Source organism: Pseudoalteromonas sp. ABE4_541, assembly GCF_056312285.1.
The window spans coordinates 1-18,586 of sequence record NZ_JBSVEM010000038.1 but is presented as its reverse complement, the minus strand read 5'-3'; the positions used below and the strand labels follow the sequence as shown (position 1 = coordinate 18,586).

The window sequence follows — 18,586 nt, the reverse complement described above, 5'->3', positions numbered from 1 at the left end:
TCTAATGCTTTGTTGAAATCGAATTCTTGAGTCATGTGTCATTCCTGTTTTCCTAATATTACTGAAATGACACAGATTTCTAAACACTACCGTCATTTTTCGTTTGAGTTTCGGACAAATGGGTTAATACCTTTTGAATTGATTCATTTACCTCTGTGATGTTGCTCCAATCTATTTGTTCCCAATCAACCCCGCAGTTCACTTTTAGAATATTTGTCGAAAGCAATTGATAGATTGCATTCGATGAGTGCAGTTTGCCCAGCGTATAATACTGGCTGGTACTTTTGTTTTTTTTGGGTTTAACGGTACCGTTGAGAATTTCACTCAGAATGTTGTTTATCTGCCTTTTATCTGAAACATTCAGTAGTTTAATGTTATGCTCTTTTTTATAGGCTTGTTCAACATCCAAAATGATTTTTTTCATTTTATAAAATGAGTGAGAGTTACCATTTTCGTAAGCACTGATTATTGCAGGGTATCTGACTAGTACGTTGTAATTATCAAATGCACCTGCGGAAATACCAAGAACACTTACTGTTTCTCGAACTGTGAGGGGTTTTTCGCCCAACCTTTTTTTCGCTCGGTTAAGCGTTTCAATTTCATACATAGCTGTCATAAAAGCTTGCAATTTACCATACTGGGGTAAATCTTCGCGGCTAGCATTTTCCTGAAATTGTTTAACCTTATGTAACAAGGGCTTGTGATAATACACTTTAAAATGTGCAGCACCTTCGATCCCATGGGCAAAAACCATAGCAAAGAAACGACGGTGTCCTGTCAGTAGTTGGTAGTAACCTTCGTCTGTAGGAAATACTGTTGGTGCTTGTATCACTTCAGATACGGCAATATTTTCGCCAAGCTCAATGATGGACGAAATTGTTTGGTTGGACTTTTTCCATTCTGCTGAGCCTGATTCACAGCAATTAACAATACACGATTTGCCTATGACGACTTTATTTTCAGCAGAGTACAATTCTATGAGCTGTCTTTTTGAAAGCTGCTTTTTTACGACTTGATTGGCGTGTTTATCACTAATTATAATAGCGGGAAAGTATCGTGGATTACTTTCATCAGGGATCACTTTGCTAAGGAACAGAGACTTATATTCATAGCCAGAGTCTGTAAACCCTTGACTTTTGCTCGATGCTAGAGAAGCCAGTATATTCTGCTCAATTTTATCCATTGTTTTCCTAATCTACAATTGAACCCAGCGCAGGGTCCAAATCATAACAATTATTATAGTTTTTATTTAGTTATTAGCTGATAGATGCTTTTTAACACACCTTTGTTCGGCACAAAGAGTATATATGAAATAGAAGATGTATTGGAGCACTATGTTTTGAATTTTCCGATTTGTTGAATACAAAGTTGGTTTTAGTAGGGGAGGGGTTGAAAAGCTGCGAAATTTGGCGATTTGGGGGTTAATCGTTGTTTGATGTAAAGATGCTTGCTTCGGCCATTGGCTTAGCTTTTTAATATCGCTTGTCTTTTGTGCGAAAGATCGCGAGTGAATTAAACGTTCAAGTAAAAAATATGTTTTCTATCGAGTTCGGAATAAATTATTATTTTGGGTGAAATTCTCAAATGCACAGTTACTTTCGATAAAAATGCCATTTAGTCCGTCTTCTCGACCAGCTAAATATGCTTGTTTGAAAATTGTGCGAACCAACGAAATATCAATCTGTCGTGCTTCACCTTCGTTGTTATTAAAGCGGCTATCAAAGCAAATTTCCTTGCAGTTCTTCATACAACATTCCTTACTACTTATTCTCATTACTGGTATTTGAGCTTAATCATTGTAAAACACTATTCTATTTGCAATGTGAGACACTGCAACAAGTTTGTTAACATTTATATCATTAATTTTACATATTGGGTTAAAACTTATGCTGTATTGAAAGTTTTTCAAGCTGTTATATATATGTAAAATGAATTGTTTTATAACCTATATTGTCTGCACAATGATAACGGAGTGATAAATAATTACAACAGATTATTTAATTTGTAATATTCAAAATATAAAAAATAGACCAAATTATTGATATATATAGGAATTTATGTTCCCTTTATCGGGTTGATGCGAAAAGGGTTTTTAAAACAATTTTGAAGTGACGGCGGCAGCTATATATTTTTCAATCATGTTTGAATGTAAAAAAAATGTTTATATATTGTTTTTTTAACTCTTTTGCTCTAAAGATGTATGTGGGTTCTACGCTTTCAATAGAAGAGTACTACGGCAAAGTGATCTTTATGTCGGTAAGTGGTCTGGTACAACAGAGTAGTATTTCACCATCTCTGACAAATGCTAAAGGTTCCTGATTATAGCTTATAGAGCCACTATCTAGTTTAGCTCTACATGCGCCACAAAACCCTTCACGGCATTGATATGAGACTTCTATATTGGCTTGCTCAAGAGTGTGGAGTATTGAAGGTGACTGAGCCGCAAAATCAAGCGGCTCAGCGTGTACATTGACTGTAACTTTTTTGCAAGGCTTACTGCCTTGAGGTATACCACTCATTAGAGGTCAAAATCACCAAAGTCAGATGCGTCTACTTCAGAATCGATTTGGCCAACTAGATAAGAGCTTATTTCAGCTTCTTGAGGGGCAACCTGTACGTTATCTGAAACAAGCCATGCATTGATCCAAGGGATTGGGTTTGTTTTGTTTTCAAATTGTGCTGGTAACCCTACGGCTGTCATTCTAACATTCGTGATGTACTCTACATATTGGCATAGAATGTCTTTATTCAAACCTATCATTGAGCCATCTTTGAATAAGTATTCCGCCCATTCTTTTTCTTGCTCAGCAGCTTCAACGAACATTTGAATTGCTTGTTCTTGACATTGGGCTGCAACGATAGCCATTTCTGGATCGTCTTTGCCGTCTTGCATAATGTTAAGCATATGCTGTGTGCCTGACAGATGTAGTGCTTCGTCACGTGCAATTAGCTTGATGATCTTTGCATTACCTTCCATTAATTCACGCTCAGCAAACGCGAATGAACAGGCAAAGCTGACATAAAAACGGATCGCTTCAAGAATATTCACCGACATGATGCACAGATAAAGCAGCTTTTTAAGCTCAAACTGATTTATAGCTACAGTTTGTCCATTAATCTCGTGCTTGCCTTCACCATACAGGTTGTATAACGACACTTTTTCGATGAGTTCGTCGTAGTATTTTGTCACGGCATCGGCACGCTGGTTAATACGGTCATTCGTTACGATATCATCGAAGACGAGTTCAGGCGACTGGGTAACATTTCGAATAATATGCGTGTATGAGCGGCTATGTATTGTTTCACTAAATGCCCAGGTTTCGATCCATGTTTCCAGCTCGGGTAATGACACGATTGGTAGTAAAGCAACGTTTGGTGAACGACCTTGCACACTATCAAGTAAAGTTTGATACTTAAGGTTGCTTAGAAAAATGTGTTTTTCATGTTCGGGTAGACTTTGGAAGTCAAGTCTATCTTTGCTGACATCAACTTCTTCTGGACGCCAAAAAAATGAAAGTTGTTTTTCAATGAGTTTCTCGAAAATTGGATATTTTTGTTGGTCGTAACGAGATACATTGACGGATTGACCAAAGAACATTGGCTCTTTTAACTGATCGTTATGATTTCTGCTAAAAGTCGAATAAGACATATTTTATATACTCAATACCAAAACATGCGGGTCTTGCGACCCGCTAAAACTTATATTTTACAAGCGCCGCCTGCACAATCATCATCCTCTGCTTGAGCTTTAAGCTCATCTTGAGAGTCTGAAGCGCCATCACGTGTATTGTGATAGTACAGTGTTTTAACACCTAATTTGTAGGCAGTCAGTAAGTCTTTTAAAAGTAACTTCATAGGGACTTTACCACCTTCAAACTTACTAGGGTCATAGTTTGTGTTTGCGGAAATCGTTTGGTCAACAAACTTCTGCATGATCCCAACCAGGCCCAAGTAACCATCGTTAGACGGAATATCCCAAAGGAGTTCATAGTTATTTTTCAAACGGTCATATTCCGGCACAACTTGCTTCAAGATACCATCTTTACTTGCTTTAACGCTAATGTGGCCGCGAGGAGGTTCAATACCATTGGTCGCATTAGAGATTTGAGATGAAGTCTCTGAAGGCATTAATGCTGATAGTGTTGAGTTACGCATGCCGTGGGTTTTAATGCTCTCTCGTAGCGCATCCCAATCTAGGTGTAGCGGCTCTTCACAGATCTTGTCTAGGTCACGCTTATAGGTGTCGATCGGCATGATGCCTTGTGAGTAGGTTGTTTCATTAAATAAAGGACAAGCTCCACGTTCTTTTGCTAGTTCATTTGACGCTTTCATCAAGTAATATTGGATCGCTTCAAAAGTACGGTGAGTAAGTGAATTTGCACTACCGTCAGAGTATTTAACGTCATTTTTTGCAAGGTAGTAGGCATAGTTGATAACACCAATACCCAACGTTCGACGTCCCATGGTTGCGCTGTGAGCAGCTGGCACAGGGTAGTCTTGGAAATCCAAGAGGTTGTCAAGAGCGCGTACCGCAAGTTCTGCAAGTTCTTCTAACTCATCAAGTGATTCAATCGCACCTAAGTTAAATGCAGAGAGTGTACACAACGCAATTTCACCGTCTGGATCGTTTACGTTGTTTAGCGGCTTAGTTGGTAGTGCAATTTCCAAACATAGGTTTGACTGGCGAATAGGTGCAACCTTCGAATCAAACGGGCTATGTGTATTGCAGTGGTCAACGTTTTGCAAATAAATACGACCTGTGCTTGCACGCTCTTGTGCGAACATTGAAAATAACTCAATAGCCTTAATACGCTTTTTACGAATTGATTCATCTTGCTCATATTGAACGTATAATGACTCAAACTTGTCTTGATCTTCAAAAAACGCATCGTATAACCCCGGTACATCTGATGGGCTAAACAATGTAATGTAATCGTCTTTGATTAAACGCGAGTACATCGTTTTGTTAAATTGCACGCCATAGTCTAAGTGGCGAACACGGTTTTCTTCAACACCACGGTTGTTCTTCAATACAAGTAGGTTTTCTACTTCTAAATGCCAAAGTGGGTAGAATAGGGTTGCTGCACCACCGCGTACACCACCTTGAGAGCAGCTTTTAACCGCCGTTTGGAAGTGCTTATAAAACGGAATACAGCCTGTGTGGTATGCTTCACCGTTGCGAATTGGGCTACCTAGCGCGCGAATACGTCCTGCATTGATACCAATACCAGCACGTTGACTAACATATTTAACGATTGCAGACGAAGTCGCATTAATAGAATCTAAGCTATCGCCACACTCAATTAATACACATGAGCTAAATTGGCGGGTTGGTGTGCGCACACCAGCCATGATTGGTGTTGGTAGTGAGATTTTAAATAGCGAAACTGCATCATAAAAGCGCTTAATGTAATCTAAGCGTGTCTCTTTTGGATAATCAGAGAATAGGCTAGCCGCTACTAAAATATATAAAAACTGTGCGCTTTCGTATATTTCACCAGTTACACGGTTTTGAACTAAGTATTTACCTTCAAGTTGTTTCACTGCAGCATAGCTGAAGTTTAAGTCGCGACTATGATCGATGAAGCTGTCTAGCTGGTCTAGTTCTTGCTCCGTGTAGTCAACAAGCAAATGCTGGTCATAGCGCTTGTCTTCAACCATTTTTGTAACATGGTCATAAAGGCGCGGTGGCTCAAATTGACCATAAGCTTTTTTACGAAGGTGGAATATGGCAAGGCGCGCAGCTAAGTACTGATAATCCGGTGATTCTTTGTCAATTAAATCAGCAGCAGCTTTGATAATCGTTTCATGAATGTCTTCAGTACGAATACCATCATAAAACTGAATGTGCGATTTTAATTCTACCTGAGATACTGAAACGTTATTTAAGCCTTCAGCGGCCCAGGTGATCACACGGTGGATTTTATCTAAATCAAGCGGCTCTTTACGGCCGTTTCTTTTGCTGACAGATAACTGTTGGTTCATAGTTGCGCCTGTATTCCTTCGGAATGTGTATTTTTATGGTAAACGCACGGTTCACACTATTTGTTTATCTATTCACCACTATATATGGTGATAAGCATACCGTGGATCACAAGATAGTGGGGTTACGTGAAATTTGCAATAGAACAACTTGTCTCTGATTGTGGATAACTTAGGGATAATTAGCCAGTGTTAGTGGCTATTAACCTTTGAGGATTTACGTGTAAACACACCTAAAAAAAATCAACCAAAGTGACCCTATTTTTTCGCAAATTCAAAAAAAATTCTAACTGATTTTTTTATATTCAACTTGGGTAGAAAAATGAGACAAGACACAACATATAGTGCCTTGCCTGATATTTGCACACTAGATATGTGAAAGTAACGACTCTGGGTTAGTTAAATTCAGATCTGCTTGCCAACTAAGCGCAATGGCTTCGCTCGGGACATAACCCCATAACGCAGCAGCAGAAAGCATCTTAGCTGCTTTTGCGGCTTCAATGTCACGTTCAGCATCACCAACGTAGATGCAAGTATCTGGTTCTACATCGAGTTGTTGTGCTGCGTGCAACAATGGTTTGGGTGATGGCTTCGCTTCATCTAATGTATCTCCACATACAACAACATCGATATGTTTGAGTTCTTCGATCTGTTCAAGCAAAGGAAGCGTGAGAAACGTTGGCTTATTTGTCATGATCCCAACCTTAATGTTACGCATGCTTAATTCGCTCAGTAAGTTAGTAATGCCTGCAAAACAGTGGGTATGAACAGCAATGTTTTGTGCGTAATAATCCAAAACAGATTGACGCAGCACATGTTCATCAAATTGGCAAAGCTGCTCTTGAAAACCTACATCTAATAAGGCTTTGACGCCGTTTGAAATAGCAGGGCTATAAATAGATTTATCGACTACGGGAAGACCATTACTTTTCAACGTATGGTTAAGTGCCGCGCCTAAATCGTCACAGGTATTCAGTAGGGTTCCATCCAAGTCAAAAATTACGGCCTGCGTCATGCGAGTTTCTCAAAATGAAGAATATAGTTTACGCTCACGTCATCACTGAGCTTAAATGTTTTGCTAAGCGGGTTATAAGTAATACCAGTACTTGCACGAACTTTAAGTCCAACACATTCTGCCATATTGATTAATTCGGATGGACGAATAAATTTATCATGGTCGTGAGTACCTTCTGGTACCATTTTGAGCAACTTTTCAGCACCAACGATCGCAAGTAAGTACGCTTTTGCCGTTTTGTTTAATGTCGAGAAAAACACGTGTGCACCTGGCTTAGCGAGCGTAGCAACGGCTTGAATAATAGAGGCAGGGTCGGGGACGTGTTCTAGCATTTCCATGCATGTAACAACGTCAAACGATTCTGGGTTTTGCTCAGCAAAGTCCTCCGCCGGTATTTTTTGATAGTCAACTTGAACGCCTGATTCTAAGCTGTGAAGCTTGGCTACGTTTAGAGGCTCTTGGCCCATATCAATACCTGTTGCTTTTGCACCTAGCTTGGCCATACTCTCAGTTAAAATACCGCCACCACAGCCAATATCTAGCACGTTTTTGCCGAATAAACCTTGGCACTTGTCATTAATAAAATCGAGCCTTAGTGGGTTAATATCATGTAGCGGTTTGAATTCGCCCTCGGCATCCCACCAACGCTCAGCAATACTTTCAAACTTGGCGATTTCTTGTTGGTCTACATTTTGATGTTCGGTCATAAAAAACTTCCTCGTTAATCTGAGCGCATTATAAGCAGGGTCAGATTAAAATCACTAAAACTTTGCGCCTGTAAATTATTTTAAAATGTGTTAGCATGGAAGTTCAGAATTAATAATAACTCAACCTCTTTGCCACGCATTAGTGTGACATAAAAGAGGTAGACACTGAAGGAAAGTGGAATCAAATGACTGATCTCGCCAATGAAATCCTGCCAGTCAATATCGAAGATGAACTCAAGAACTCGTACTTAGATTACGCAATGAGTGTTATCGTTGGCCGTGCATTACCCGACGTTCGTGATGGTTTAAAACCGGTACATCGTCGCGTGCTCTTTGCCATGAACGAGCTAAAAAATGACTGGAATAAGCCTTATAAGAAGTCGGCGCGTGTTGTCGGTGACGTGATTGGTAAATATCACCCTCACGGTGATAGTGCGGTATACGATACAATTGTACGTATGGCCCAACCATTTTCTTTACGCTACATGCTGGTTGATGGTCAAGGTAACTTTGGTTCAGTAGACGGTGACTCTGCTGCGGCGATGCGTTATACCGAAGTTCGCATGGCTAAAATGTCGCACGAGTTGCTGGCAGATTTAGAAAAAGAAACCGTAGACTACGTACCTAACTACGATGGTACGGAGCAGATCCCAGATGTATTGCCTACAAAAGTACCTAACCTACTGGTAAACGGTTCATCAGGTATCGCGGTTGGTATGGCGACAAACATTCCGCCACATAACTTAACTGAGGTTGTGAATGGGTGTTTGGCGCTTATTCAAAATCCAGACATGACCATCGATGAGTTAATAGAATACATTCCGGGTCCAGATTTCCCAACCGCTGCGATCATCAACGGTAAAAAAGGCATCGAGCAAGCCTATAAAACAGGTCGTGGTAAAGTTTACATTCGTGCTCGCGCTGAAATTGAAGTAGACGAGAAAACGGGTAAAGAAACCATTATCGTTCATGAGATCCCGTATCAAGTGAACAAAGCGCGTTTGATTGAAAAAATCGCTGAGCTGGTTAAAGAGAAAAAAGTTGAAGGTATCAGTGCACTACGTGACGAGTCTGACAAAGACGGTATGCGTATTGTTATTGAAGTTAAACGCGGTGAAGTAGGCGAAGTTATTCTAAACAACCTATATGCACAAACTCAGTTACAAACTGTGTTTGGTATGAACATGGTTGCGCTAGACAACAATCAGCCAAAGTGCTTTAACCTAAAAGAGATGCTAGAAGCGTTTATCATTCACCGTCGTGAAGTGGTTACACGTCGTACCGTGTTTGATTTACGTAAAGCCCGTGACAGAGCGCATACCTTAGAAGGTTTGGCGATCGCGCTGGCTAATATCGACCCTATTATTGAACTTATCCGCAAATCACCAAGCCCGGCTGAAGCAAAACAAGCACTTGTCGCCCGCCCATGGGAATTAGGCACCGTGAAAGCCATGCTTGAAAAAGCGGGTGAAGACAACGTGGCACGTCCAGATTGGCTTGAAGCTGACTTGGGTATTCGTGACGGTCAATACTATTTATCCGAGCAGCAAGCACAAGCAATTCTAGATCTCCGTTTACACAAGCTAACTGGTCTTGAGCACGAGAAAATCCTTGCTGAATACCAAGAGCTATTAGACCTAATTGCAGAACTGCTACATATCTTATCTTCGCCAGAGCGCTTAATGGAAGTTATCCGTGATGAGCTTGTGGTGATCAAAGAAACTTATGGCGATGAGCGTCGTACTGAAATCAGTGCTGCTGCCCATGACATTAGCTTAGAAGACTTGATCAACGAAGAAGACGTGGTAGTGACATTGTCTCATGAGGGCTATGTGAAGTACCAACCGCTTTCGGATTATGAAGCTCAGCGTCGTGGTGGTAAGGGTAAAGCGGCAACTCGCATGAAAGATGAAGATTTCATCGAGCGTCTATTGGTTGCGAATACGCACGACACCATTTTGTGTTTCTCAACGGCTGGTCGTATGTACTGGCTAAAAGTGTACCAGTTGCCTTTGGCGTCACGTGCAGCACGTGGTAAGCCAATCGTTAACTTACTGCCACTTGAAGAGAACGAGCGTATTACTACGATCCTTCCAGTTCGCGAATACGAAGAAGATAAATACGTACTGATGGCAACGGCTAACGGTACTGTGAAGAAAACCCCATTAACGGCATACAGTCGTCAACGCGCTAGCGGCATTATTGCGATCAACTTAAACGAAGGCGATTGCTTGATTGGTGCCGATATCACTAATGGTAGCAATGACATAATGCTCTTTACTGATCACGGTAAAGTTGTTCGCTTTAACGAAAAGCTGCGCGATTCAGAAACCGGTGAAGTGAAGATTGATCCTGAAACAGGTGAAGAGATGCTAGCACTTCGCCCAATGGGCCGCACTGCAACGGGTGTTCGTGGTATCAAGATGCCTGACGACGTGAAAGTAGTGTCGTTGATAGTACCTAAGAATGATGGCGCTATTCTTACGGTAACAGAAAATGGTTATGGTAAGCGTACCCCGCTTGAAGAATACCCAGCGAAGAGCCGTGCAACACAGGGTGTTGTATCAATTAAAGTCAGTGAGCGTAATGGCGCGGTAGTTGGCGCCGTTCAGGTCGAAGATAACGATGAGATCATGCTAATCTCAAATCGTGGTACGCTTGTACGTACAAGAGTAGGCGAAGTGTCAACCGTTGGTCGTAATACCCAAGGGGTTATTTTGATCAGAACTATTGACGAAGAGCAAGTAGTTGGTTTACAACGTATCGAAGAGATAGAGGTTGATGAATTCCCTGAAGAGCTAGGCGATGAAATGCCTGAAGTTCAGGACACGCAAGTGAGTGATGACGACTCACCGAGCGAGTAACAAGATTTAAAGCGGCTTCGGCCGCTTTTTTTATACAAAAATACTATGTTGTTTAGGAATGAGGAAAATGACCGTATATAATTTTTGCGCAGGTCCAGCGATGTTACCCCCTGAGGTAATGAACAAAGCGCAGCAAGAGTTTCTTGATTGGCAAAACCTAGGTGTCTCTGTCATGGAGTTAAGCCACCGCTCAAAACCCTTTTTAGAAATGGTGAAAGAGTGCGAAGCCAGCCTTCGACGTTTGATGAATATCTCTGACGAATTTGAAGTACTATTTATGCATGGCGGTGGCCGAGGTCAATTTGCTGCGGTGCCTTTAAATTTGCACTTGGATGATGCACCAGGTGTTTATATTGAAAACGGTATCTGGTCTACTGGCGCCACCCAAGAAGGGGCTAAGTTTACGCAAGTTGAAGGTATCAACATCCGTACAGATAATAATGGTTTATTTGATATTAAACCGGTTTCACAATGGCCGTTACCTGAGAGCGCATCTTACATTCATTATTGCCCGAATGAGACGATAGACGGGATTGAAATAGTTGATGTGCCAAAACATTCAGCTGCGCCTATTGTTGCGGATATGTCGTCGGTGATTTTGTCACGCGAAATTAATGTTGATGATTTTGATGTGATCTACGCTGGTGCTCAGAAGAATATCGGCCCATCAGGACTTTGTATCGTGATTGTACGTAAATCGTTGCTGCAAAGAAAAGGGCTACCAAGACCGTCAATTCTTGATTACACCATAGAGTCGCAGCAAGGCAGTATGTATAACACACCACCCACATTCGCCTGGTATTTAGCCGCTGAAGTTTTCAAATACTTGGAATCCATAGGTGGTGTTGCTGCAATGGAAGCGCATAACGAGAAAAAAGCGGCCATTCTTTACAATTACATTGATAGTTCAGATTTTTATAGTAATAAAGTTGCTGAGCACTGTCGCTCTCGTATGAACGTACCGTTTTGGTTAAAAGACGATAGTTTAAATGCGTTATTTTTAACTCAAGCCGAAGAAGCAGGATTAGTTGCGCTAGAAGGGCACCGCCTAGTTGGTGGCATGAGAGCAAGTATCTACAATGCAATGCCAATCGAAGGTATTGAAGCATTGGTTGCATTTATGGATAAGTTCGCAAAGGAACATAGCTAATGGAACAGTTAACGCTTAAGCCAATTTCAAAGGTATCTGGTTCAGTCACCTTGCCGGGCTCAAAGAGTCTTTCAAATAGAATTCTGCTATTAGCAGCACTAGCAGAAGGAACAACTGAAGTACATAACCTATTGGATAGTGACGATATTCGCCATATGCTTGGTGCACTTGCACACATGGGCGTACAGGTCACACTCAATGAGGCCAAAACAACAGCGACCGTTGTTGGCTGTGCTGGTAAATTAAAAACGCCAAATGAAGCACTCTTTTTAGGCAATGCAGGAACCGCTTATAGACCATTGACTGCCGTTTTGGCGGCGACAAAAGGGCGTTTTGAACTGATTGGTGAACCAAGAATGGAAGAGCGACCAATCGGCCACTTAGTTGATGCAATGCAAGCACTTGGCGCTGATATTCAGTACCTTAAAAATAAAGATTACCCACCGTTACTTATCAATGGTCAGCAATTAGCTGGTGGTGAAGTAGAAATAGATGGCAGTATATCAAGTCAGTTTTTGACAGCACTTTTAATGGCCGCGCCGTTATTTTCTGGTGACACTGTTGTACGAATTAAAGGCGAGTTGGTATCAAAACCTTACATTGATATTACCATTGGCGTTATGGCGCAGTTTGGCGTGCGAGTGATTAATGACAATTATCAAACTTTTACGGTAAAAGGTGGCCAAGTATACCAATCACCAACCCGAATTATGGTTGAAGGTGACGCTTCATCGGCATCTTACTTTATTGCTGCCGCAGCTATCGCTGGTGGAGAAATTGAAATAAATGGAGTGGGTAAGCAAAGTGTCCAAGGAGACATTGGTTTTGCTAAAGTGATGGAACAGGTTGGCGCACAAATTGATTGGTATGACGAAAAGCTTGTTGTTCGAAAAGGGCAACTAAAAGGCGTTGATATCGATGCGAATGCGATCCCTGATGCGGCCATGACATTGGCAACCGTCGCTTTGTTTGCTGATGGACCGACGGCGATCCGCAACATCTACAATTGGCGTGTAAAAGAAACTGACCGTTTATCTGCTATGGCAACTGAACTTAAAAAAGTAGGGGCAGAGGTAGTTGAAGGGCATGACTTTATTGAGATCACACCACCGCCAGCACTTAGGCTAACAGACATTGATACATATAACGATCATCGTATCGCAATGTGTTTCTCTATGGTGGCTGTGGGTGGTCAAGAAGTGATCATTAATGACCCAGGTTGCACAGCAAAAACTTTCCCGACCTACTTTGATGTACTTTCATCAATCAGCGCTTAAACCACTTTTTTAGACATTTAGAGTTGTTTCCAAAATAGCTCTAAATGTTGCTTCTTTATGCTTATCTCACAAAAAGTTACATGTTAATAAGGATAAATTCATTTAACATGCGTATAATACTCGCGATTTATTTCAGGTGAGCATTTCAGGAGGTTTAAATGCCGGCAACTATGCCAGTTATCACCGTGGACGGCCCAAGCGGATCAGGCAAAGGAACCGTTTGTCGCTTGTTAGCTGAAAAATTGAATTGGGATGTATTAGACAGTGGCGCAATTTATAGAGTGTTATCACTTGCCGCTTTACATCACCAAATTGCTCTAGACAATGAAGAAGCGTTAGTGCCCCTTGCAGCTAATTTAGATGTGCAATTTTTAATAGACTCAACTACTAAAAAGAGCAAAGTTGTATTAGAAGGTGAAGATGTTAGCGGCACGATTCGTGACGAAAAAGTTGGTTCAGCAGCCTCTAAAGTGGCAGCATTACCGAGAGTTCGAGAAGCTTTGTTACGTCGTCAAAGAGCATTTAGAAGCGAGCAAGGCTTGATCGCCGATGGTAGAGACATGGGAACCGTGGTTTTTCCTGACGCCGAGGTTAAGCTTTATTTAACAGCTACTGCCGAAGAGCGTGCGAAGAGACGTTACTTAGAGTTGAATGAAAAAGGGCTAGATGTTACACTAAGTGGTCTGCTCGACGACATTAAAGCGCGTGATGATCGCGATATGAATCGTGAAGTAGCGCCGCTCGTTCCAGCAGATGATGCTATTGTGATTGACACGACTGAGCTAGATGCGCAACAAGTATACGCCAAAGTTATGGCGATTTTGGATGACGCAGTGGTTTCAGGTAAGCTCGAAAAGTCGCGCTTAGCCTAAAATTTTTTACGCGCTGGCAGGAAGCCGGTGTTTTTCTAACTACCCCATGCAGCATGGTTGCTAATTGGAATATTAATTTATGAGACGTATTTAGTATGTCAGAAAATTTTGCGCAGTTATTTGAAGAAAGCCTAAAGGGTTTTGAAGCAGAGCAAGGCTCTATCGTTAAAGGTACTGTTATTTCAATCGAGAACAACATCGTTCTTGTTGATGCTGGTCTAAAATCAGAAAGTGCCATCCCTGCAGAGCAATTCAAAAATGCTGCTGGTGAACTAGAAGTTGCTGTAGGCGACGAAGTAGACGTAGCGCTTGACGCAATCGAAGACGGTTTCGGTGAAACTATCCTTTCTCGTGAGAAAGCGAAGCGTCACGAAGCATGGATCCGCCTTGAAAAAGCTTGTGAAGAGCAAGAGACTGTTATCGGTGTTATCAACGGTAAAGTTAAAGGTGGTTTCACTGTTGAAGTTGATTCAATCCGTGCGTTCCTACCTGGTTCACTTGTTGATGTTCGTCCAGTACGTGACACAGCTCACCTTGAAGGTAAAGAGCTTGAGTTCAAAGTAATCAAGCTTGACCAAAAACGTAACAACGTAGTTGTTTCACGTCGTGCAGTTATCGAATCAGAAAACTCACAAGAGCGTGAAGAGCTTCTTGCTAACCTTGTTGAAGGTCAAGAAGTTAAAGGTATCGTTAAGAACCTTACAGATTACGGTGCGTTCGTTGACCTAGGTGGTGTTGACGGTCTACTACACATCACTGACATGGCGTGGAAGCGTGTTAAGCACCCTTCAGAAATCGTTAATGTTGGCGACGAAATCGCAGTTAAAGTACTTAAGTTCGACAAAGATAAGACTCGTGTATCTCTAGGTCTTAAGCAACTTGGCGAAGATCCATGGGCAGCTATCGCTGGTCGTTACCCTGAAGGCGCTAAGCTTTCTGGTCGCGTAACTAACCTTACTGACTACGGTTGTTTCGTTGAGATCGAAGAAGGCGTTGAAGGTCTAGTTCACGTTTCTGAAATGGATTGGACTAACAAGAACATCCACCCTTCAAAAGTTGTTAGCCTAGGCGACACTGTTGAAGTTATGGTTCTTGAAATCGACGAAGAACGTCGTCGTATTTCTCTAGGTCTTAAGCAATGTATCGCTAACCCTTGGCAAGAATTTGCTCGTCTTCAAAACAAAGGCGACCAAGTTACTGGTAAGATCAAGTCAATCACTGACTTCGGTATCTTCATCGGTCTTGACGGTGGTATCGACGGTCTTGTTCACCTTTCTGACATCTCTTGGAACACTCCAGGCGAAGAAGCTGTACGTGAGTACAAGAAAGGCGACGAAATCACAGCTATCGTACTTCAAGTTGACCCAGAGCGTGAGCGTATCTCACTAGGCGTTAAGCAAATCGAAGCTGATCCTTTCAATAACTACCTAGACGCAAACAAAAAAGGTGCTATTGTTAAAGGTAAAGTGACTGAAGTTGACGCGAAAGGCGCAACTGTTGAGCTTATCGAAGGTGTTGAAGGTTACATCCGTGTAGCTGACATCGCTCAAGAGCGTATTGAAGATGCAACAACTGTTGTTTCTGCTGGCGACGAAATCGAAGCTAAGTTCGTAGGTGTTGATCGTAAGAACCGTACAATCAGCCTATCAGTTAAAGCTATGTTCGAAGCTGAAGAGAAAGAAGTTCTTGAGAAGTTGAAGAAAGAAGAGCCTGCATTTGAAAATGCAATGGCAGCTGCTTTCAAAAACGCTCAAAAAGACTAATATAGAGTCTTAACTGGAAGGGCACTTTAGCCCTTCCTTTTTATATCTAAGGAAACACTATGACAAAGTCAGAATTGATAGAACAACTAGCAGAGCAGCATGCACACATTCCGGTAAAGGATGTAGAAAACTCAGTTAAAGAAATTCTTGAACAAATGGCAGGCTCATTATCAAGCTCAGATAGAATCGAAATCCGTGGCTTTGGTAGTTTCTCATTACACTATCGCTCGCCTCGTACTGGCCGTAACCCTAAAACGGGCGAAACGGTAGAGTTAGATGGCAAATACGTTCCACACTTTAAGCCTGGCAAAGAATTACGTGACCGCGTAAACGAAAGCATTAAATAATTAGTAAATGGAGTAACACTTGATAGGGGTCGTTAAAAAAGGATTGGCACTCGTATTTATTTTATTAGCGTTTGTAATTGGTACCCAAAACCCTGACGTAGTAAACGTTAATTACATTGTAGCGAGTAGTGCATTGCCATTATCAACCTTGATGAGTGTTTGCTTTGCTATTGGTGTTTTGGTTGGAAGCGTACTCGGTATTGCGGTGTTTTCGAAGTTAAAATTGCAAAATTATCGACTTAAGAAAAACAATCGTCAATTGACACCTGATTCTGAACGCTGACCATGATTGAGCTGTTGTTTTTACTGCTTCCCGTCGCAGCTGCATACGGTTATGTGATGGGTAAAAATAGTGCAAAAAATCAAGCTCTTGAATTAAATCGCCAAATCACATCACAATACAGCAAAGGTCTTAAATTCTTACTTGATAGAGAAGAAGATCAAGGCCTTGAACATCTTATCCAACTTCTTGAAGTATCGGCTGACTCAGTCGAACATTATCTTACCTTGGCTACGCTTTTTAGAAAAAGAGGCGAGCTAGACCGCGCTATAAAAATTCACGAACTCCTATTAAACCAGCCAAGCTTAAGTGATGATGACATGGCATCTAGCCGATTAGAGCTTGCACAAGATTATATTTTGGCGGGTTTATTAGATAGTGCTGAAGAGCATTTGGTGATTTTGGTTAAAGGCGGTCATAGTGATGCGCTTGATCCTATTATTAATTTGTATTCACAAATGCGAGAGTGGCACAAAGGCATCAACATGTTTGAAGCGCATAGTGATCTCTTTAAAAAGTCACAGCACTTCGCGGCAATCGCTAATTTTTACTGTGAAGCTGCACTTAACGATGATACACCCAAGCTCATGGAAAAAGCATGTGCCATCGATCATAGAACGATTAGGCCATACTATGAGTTGGGCAAAGAAGCATTTATTAATAAAGACCATGTAAAAGCAATTTACTATTGGCGTAAACTGGTAATCGCAAACACTAACACAGCGCCTTTGTACATCGCTGATTTAGAGCAAAGCTACACCGAACTTAATTTACATCAGCAGTTTGAAGAGTTGGTAGAAGAATTACTCGCCAAAGGTGGTGTGCTAATAAGAATTAAGCACTGCCAAGCTTTGATCCGAAAAGGCGAACAACAACAAGCGATTGAGTTTTTAACTGACAGTTTAAAACGAGAGCCTTCAATTCGTGGGTTTAGTTATCTACTGCAACTACTTGCTGATAAAAATCAAAAAATTAAAGTCGTTCTATCAGAAATCGACAAATTGGTGACATCATATATTGCTACTAAACCTGAGTATCAGTGTAAACACTGTGGCTTTACCAGCCATACGTTGTATTGGTTATGCCCCTCGTGCAAACACTGGGAGTCAATTGAACCCAGTAAAGGCCTTGATGGCTATTAAATTAAAGTTTAACTCCTTACACCAACTAAGCTCACTTTTAGGTATAATAGCCACCCAGATACAATCGCAATTTAATTCTAACTCTAGGTTACCGTAGGAATAATATGTCTCAATTAGATAATAAAAGAGTGCTGATCGCTTTAGATTACGACGATAAACAAGCCGCTTTGGACTTTGTTAAGCAACTATCGCCAAGTCAATGTCGATTGAAAGTTGGCAAAGAGATGTTTACCTACTTTGGCCCTGAATTTGTAAAAGAGCTGGTTGCGCTGGATTTTGACGTGTTTTTGGACCTTAAATTTCATGACATTCCAAATACCGTGGCTAAAGCAGTTAAAGCGGCGGCTGAGCTAGGCGTGTGGATGGTCAACGTACACGCCAGCGGTGGTTTGGAAATGATGCAAAAAGCAAAAGAAGCGCTTAACGAGTACGGTGACAAAGCCCCATTGTTGATAGCTGTAACCGTACTTACCAGCATGGACCAAGGACAGCTTTTACGTTTAGGCATTGAAAAAACGCCACAAGAACAAGTAATTTACCTTGCAAAACTAGCACAAGAAGCGGGCCTAGACGGGGTTGTTTGCTCAGCACAAGAGGCGAGTTTATTGAAGTCTCAGCTTGGTGAGTCGTTTAAACTTGTGACCCCAGGCATTCGCCCAGCAGGCAGCGATGCAGGCGACCAAAAACGCATCATGACGCCACAAAAAGCAGTGGAAGCGGGCAGTGATTACTTGGTGATTGGCCGCCCAATTACTCAAGCACAAAACCCAGTTGAAACGTTAAAAGATATTAACGAGTCAATCGCCTAAGCCTTTCTAAAACTGCGTTAAATAATCAACAAAACGACAGTGATATTCGGTCATTGTCGTTTTTTATCTTCTCTCAATACTTTTAGATTTCTATCAGTTCATATGAACGGTGGGGTGTACGAAAGGGTTGGCAATGCAAGTAGCATAAAACGTTTGAAAGGCAGGTTTGAGATAGGAAACGTCATTTGAAATGATGCAATTTATTTTCTATTTAATGACTTAATATATTTTTCAATATGTTAAAGCGAAATCTTGTTTAGATAGATTTCTACCCTACAAGAAAGACAATGTCCACTTCCCTTAACATGAGACATGTTTAATTAGAGTTTTCTGTAATATCACAAACAGGAGACAACAATGAAAAAGTCACGTTTTACA

General features: G+C 41.4%; 16 protein-coding genes. 9 read left to right on the top strand and 7 right to left on the bottom strand.

All coding sequences use genetic code 11. The features are described 5' to 3' along the window. Positions 1 to 79: 79 nt before the first annotated feature. From ACW689_RS21245 to ubiG, 7 genes are all read right to left on the bottom strand, one after another. Complete coding sequence (locus ACW689_RS21245; protein ID WP_476294382.1) at positions 80 to 1,183, bottom strand: hypothetical protein; 1,104 nt, start codon at positions 1,181 to 1,183, stop codon at positions 80 to 82. A gap of 357 nt (positions 1,184 to 1,540) precedes the next feature. Then, on the bottom strand, positions 1,541 to 1,747 hold the full coding sequence (locus ACW689_RS21240) for a hypothetical protein (protein WP_476294380.1): 207 nt from the start codon (positions 1,745 to 1,747) through the stop codon (positions 1,541 to 1,543). A gap of 484 nt (positions 1,748 to 2,231) precedes the next feature. Beyond that, positions 2,232 to 2,519 (bottom strand): class I ribonucleotide reductase maintenance protein YfaE, encoded by a 288-nt coding sequence (yfaE, locus tag ACW689_RS21235; RefSeq protein WP_476294379.1) that lies wholly within the window; start codon positions 2,517 to 2,519, stop codon positions 2,232 to 2,234. Continuing rightward, positions 2,519 to 3,649: a class Ia ribonucleoside-diphosphate reductase subunit beta gene (gene nrdB, locus ACW689_RS21230; RefSeq protein ID WP_476294377.1), complete on the bottom strand. Its 1,131-nt coding sequence runs from the start codon at positions 3,647 to 3,649 to the stop codon at positions 2,519 to 2,521. Before nrdB ends, yfaE begins: the two co-directional genes overlap by 1 nt. A gap of 50 nt (positions 3,650 to 3,699) precedes the next feature. Beyond that, a complete protein-coding gene (gene nrdA / locus ACW689_RS21225; RefSeq protein ID WP_476294376.1) occupies positions 3,700 to 5,985 on the bottom strand; it encodes a class 1a ribonucleoside-diphosphate reductase subunit alpha in 2,286 nt (761 codons plus the stop codon). Between the two features lie 364 nt (positions 5,986 to 6,349). Next, the gene (locus tag ACW689_RS21220; protein WP_476294374.1) at positions 6,350 to 6,997 is read right to left on the bottom strand and encodes an HAD family hydrolase; all 648 of its coding nucleotides are present in this window, start codon (positions 6,995 to 6,997) and stop codon (positions 6,350 to 6,352) included. Beyond that, positions 6,994 to 7,704 (bottom strand): bifunctional 2-polyprenyl-6-hydroxyphenol methylase/3-demethylubiquinol 3-O-methyltransferase UbiG, encoded by a 711-nt coding sequence (gene ubiG, locus ACW689_RS21215; RefSeq protein WP_476294372.1) that lies wholly within the window; start codon positions 7,702 to 7,704, stop codon positions 6,994 to 6,996. The genes ACW689_RS21220 and ubiG overlap by 4 nt, the downstream gene beginning before the upstream one ends. Before the next feature lie 185 nt (positions 7,705 to 7,889). Here ubiG and gyrA point away from each other — a divergent pair, with 185 nt between their 5' ends. The 9 genes from gyrA to pyrF all read left to right on the top strand — a co-directional run bounded on the left by gyrA (position 7,890) and on the right by pyrF (position 18,208). Then, a complete protein-coding gene (gyrA, locus tag ACW689_RS21210) occupies positions 7,890 to 10,568 on the top strand; it encodes a DNA gyrase subunit A (RefSeq protein WP_476294370.1) in 2,679 nt (892 codons plus the stop codon). A gap of 67 nt (positions 10,569 to 10,635) precedes the next feature. Beyond that, positions 10,636 to 11,718: a 3-phosphoserine/phosphohydroxythreonine transaminase gene (serC, locus tag ACW689_RS21205; RefSeq protein ID WP_476294368.1), complete on the top strand. Its 1,083-nt coding sequence runs from the start codon at positions 10,636 to 10,638 to the stop codon at positions 11,716 to 11,718. Further along, entirely contained in the window at positions 11,718 to 12,995 is a 1,278-nt protein-coding gene (aroA, locus tag ACW689_RS21200; RefSeq protein WP_476294366.1) for a 3-phosphoshikimate 1-carboxyvinyltransferase, read from the top strand. Before serC ends, aroA begins: the two co-directional genes overlap by 1 nt. A 158-nt stretch (positions 12,996 to 13,153) precedes the next feature. Beyond that, on the top strand, positions 13,154 to 13,867 hold the full coding sequence (gene cmk / locus ACW689_RS21195) for a (d)CMP kinase (protein WP_476294365.1): 714 nt from the start codon (positions 13,154 to 13,156) through the stop codon (positions 13,865 to 13,867). Between the two features lie 95 nt (positions 13,868 to 13,962). Beyond that, the gene (gene rpsA / locus ACW689_RS21190; protein ID WP_476294363.1) at positions 13,963 to 15,630 is read left to right on the top strand and encodes a 30S ribosomal protein S1; all 1,668 of its coding nucleotides are present in this window, start codon (positions 13,963 to 13,965) and stop codon (positions 15,628 to 15,630) included. A gap of 59 nt (positions 15,631 to 15,689) precedes the next feature. Beyond that, positions 15,690 to 15,977, top strand: coding sequence for an integration host factor subunit beta (gene ihfB, locus ACW689_RS21185; protein ID WP_152086029.1), 288 nt, complete (start codon positions 15,690 to 15,692; stop codon positions 15,975 to 15,977). Between the two features lie 19 nt (positions 15,978 to 15,996). Further along, entirely contained in the window at positions 15,997 to 16,260 is a 264-nt protein-coding gene (locus ACW689_RS21180) for a lipopolysaccharide assembly protein LapA domain-containing protein (RefSeq protein ID WP_476294361.1), read from the top strand. A gap of 2 nt (positions 16,261 to 16,262) precedes the next feature. Then, positions 16,263 to 17,399, top strand: a complete 1,137-nt coding sequence (lapB, locus tag ACW689_RS21175) for a lipopolysaccharide assembly protein LapB (protein WP_476294359.1) — start codon at positions 16,263 to 16,265, stop codon at positions 17,397 to 17,399. 104 nt (positions 17,400 to 17,503) lie between these two features. Beyond that, positions 17,504 to 18,208 carry an orotidine-5'-phosphate decarboxylase gene (pyrF, locus tag ACW689_RS21170; RefSeq protein WP_476294357.1) on the top strand — a complete coding sequence of 235 codons (705 nt, stop codon included), beginning with the start codon at positions 17,504 to 17,506 and terminating at the stop codon, positions 18,206 to 18,208. Positions 18,209 to 18,586 lie beyond the last annotated feature (378 nt).